Here is a 2,951-nt window from a genome sequence, read left to right as displayed (position 1 = left end):
CACCTTTCGCCACGAGGCTGACGATACCTACAAAGCGGGGCGGGCAGAAACCCCTGATGACTTCATTCCCGACATCGCCAATTTGCAAGAGATCCTAGCGGCGATGAACCTGACGATTGTCACGGCAGCCGGCTATGAAGCGGATGATGTGATTGGTACCTTGGCCACCCAAGGCAAGGAAGCAGGTTATCGAGTGAAGATCCTGAGTGGCGATCGCGATCTCTTTCAGCTTGTGTCTGCTGAACGCAGTGATGAGCAAGGCGTGAGCGTGCTGTATTTAAGCAATGCCTTTGCCCGCAATACCCCGGCTGGTGGTACAGAATATGGCCCCACTCAGGTGATGGAAAAATTAGGCGTCACGCCTGAACAGGTGGTGGATTACAAAGCCCTTTGCGGTGATTCGTCGGACAATATTCCCGGTGTGCGCGGCATTGGGGCGAAAACAGCCGTGAAGCTGCTAGAAGAATTTGGCACCCTAGAACAGGTCTATGCCAACCTCGACCAAATTAAGGGCGCAACTCGAAAGAAGCTGGAAGAAGGACGAGAAGCGGCTCAGCATTCCCAGTTTATGGCGCAGATTCATCTCAATGTGCCCATTGACCATGGCTTAGACAACTGCCAACTGACGGGCTTTGAGAGCGATCGCCTCCGTCCTCTCCTAGAAAGGCTAGAGCTACGCCATATTCTGCGCGATCTGCCTACATTGCAGCAGGTGCTGGGAGGAACCGATGATTTGGCCTATCCCGAGGTCACGGCTGATAGTCCCGATGAGAGTTCCGCAGCGGATGCTGGCGACATCTGGTTCTTCAGCGCTGCCGAGACCCAGGAAAGTCAGCAGATTCAGCAGGTTGTGGTTTTACCTCAGGTCATTAGCGCCCCTGCAACCCTCAATGCCCTGATCGATCACCTGAAAACCTATACGAATCCCGATCGCCCCATCGCCTGGGATACGGAAACCACCGACTTGGATCCTCGCTTGGCCAAACTGGTGGGGATTGGCTGTTGTTGGGGCGATCGCCCTTCTGATGTGGCCTACATTCCCCTAGGTCATACCCAGGGTGATAATTTAGACCTCACCGCGACGCTCAATGCTCTGCGTCCCATTTTAGAAGATCCTGCCTATCCTAAAGTTCTGCAAAATGCTAAGTTCGATCGGCTGATTCTCAAGCATCAGGGCATTAACTTATCTGGCGTAGTGTTTGACACGATGCTGGCGAGTTATGTGATCAATCCAGAGCATAGCCATAACCTGAGTGATCTCACCCTCCGCTATCTCGACAGCACCGCCCAGAGCTACAAAGATCTTGTTCCTAAAGGAAAGACGATTGCAGATATTTCCATCCAATCCGTGGCGAACTACTGTGGCACCGATGTGCTAACCACATTTCGTCTTACAGACATATTGCGATCGCACCTCAAGGAAACGCCAGATTTAGAAACCTTGCTACGCACCGTGGAAGTGCCCCTAGAATCTGTTCTAGCTGAGATGGAAGACCGAGGTATTCGCATCGACCAAGAGTATCTACATATTTTTTCCCAACAGCTTGAGGAAGATCTAGCGGCCATTGAACAGCAAGCCTACGAGATAGCTGGTTCTCACTTCAACCTCGGCTCTCCCAAACAGCTCAGCGAACTGTTATTTGAAACCCTAGGGCTGAGCACTAAAAAATCCCGCAAAATCAAGACCGGCTACTCCACCGATGCTGCAACCCTCGAAAAGCTCCAGGGCGATCATCCCATCATCGACTGCATTCTCGAACATCGTACCTTATCTAAGCTTAAATCTACCTACGTAGATGCCCTGCCTGCCCTCGTCAATGCCGATACGCAACGAGTCCATACCGACTTTAACCAAGCGATTACCGCCACGGGTCGCCTCTCATCGTCCCATCCCAACCTGCAAAATATTCCCATCCGTACAGCGTTCAGCCGGAAAATTCGCGCCGCGTTTATCCCTGAGCCAGGTTGGATTTTAGCCGCTGCCGACTATTCCCAAATTGAGCTGCGTATCCTGGCACATCTCAGTGGCGAACCGGTGTTAATCGATGCCTACCGCAACCGTCAGGATGTGCATACCCTAACGGCACAGCTGCTGCTAGAGAAGGAGACGATTTCATCGGAAGAACGACGGTTAGGTAAAATCATTAACTTTGGCGTTATCTACGGCATGGGAGCTACCCGCTTTGCCCGTGAAGCTGGCGTGAGCCGTACAGACGCCAAGTTATTTATCGATCGCTTCAACGATCGCTATCCTTTGGTTTTTGCTTATCTCCAACAAATGCAGCAAGAAGCGATCGCCCATGGCTATGTGAAGACTATTTTGGGGCGACGGCGCTACTTCGACTTTGATAATCGACACCTGAACAGTCTACGGGGTAGTGATCCCAGTGCCATTGATCTCAATGGCATCAAGTCTCCTGGTATGTATGATGCTCAACAGCTTCGAGCGGCAGCTAATGCGCCGATTCAAGGATCCAGCGCAGATATTATTAAAATCGCTATGGTACGGCTCCATGAGTATCTCAAGCCCTATCAAACCCAGATGCTCCTCCAAGTGCATGATGAACTGGTGTTTGAAGTGCCGCCCCAAGAGTGGGAAGAGGTGTCGCCCCAGATTCAGAACATCATGGAGTCGGCAGTGGAATTAAAAGTGCCGCTGGTAGCGGAGATTCGCTCTGGGAAGAACTGGATGGAGGCAAAGTAGAGGCGAAGTAGAGCGGATACAATACACAGTCAGCAGCGAAAAGAGCGATCGCTAGGATGTTACTAGCTCATTTAAGAGATGAGCCACTGATGACGTATCCAGATTTTCCCTATTCCCGCTATCACAAAACTGATGATATCAGTTGGATGAGTGATATGGGTTGTTTTGAAGAATCGTCAGTAAAGCAACTCTCGTTTAACTTGGCTTGACGAATCTGTTCAACATTGCCAAGGATTGTTGGTCTCGA

1 protein-coding gene is annotated in these 2,951 nt (G+C 51.0%); it reads left to right on the top strand.

Going from position 1 to position 2,951, the window contains the following annotated elements; all coding sequences use genetic code 11:
* Positions 1-2,704: DNA polymerase I (gene polA / locus V6D20_06110; GenBank protein HEY9815359.1), on the top strand; the 2,704-nt coding region annotated here is incomplete at its 5' end.
* Positions 2,705-2,951 lie beyond the last annotated feature (247 nt).

The organism is Candidatus Obscuribacterales bacterium, from assembly GCA_036703605.1.
GTDB lineage: Bacteria > Cyanobacteriota > Cyanobacteriia > RECH01 > RECH01 > RECH01.
The sequence above is the reverse complement of the archived record's forward strand: the minus strand, read 5'-3'. Positions and strand labels throughout refer to the sequence as shown.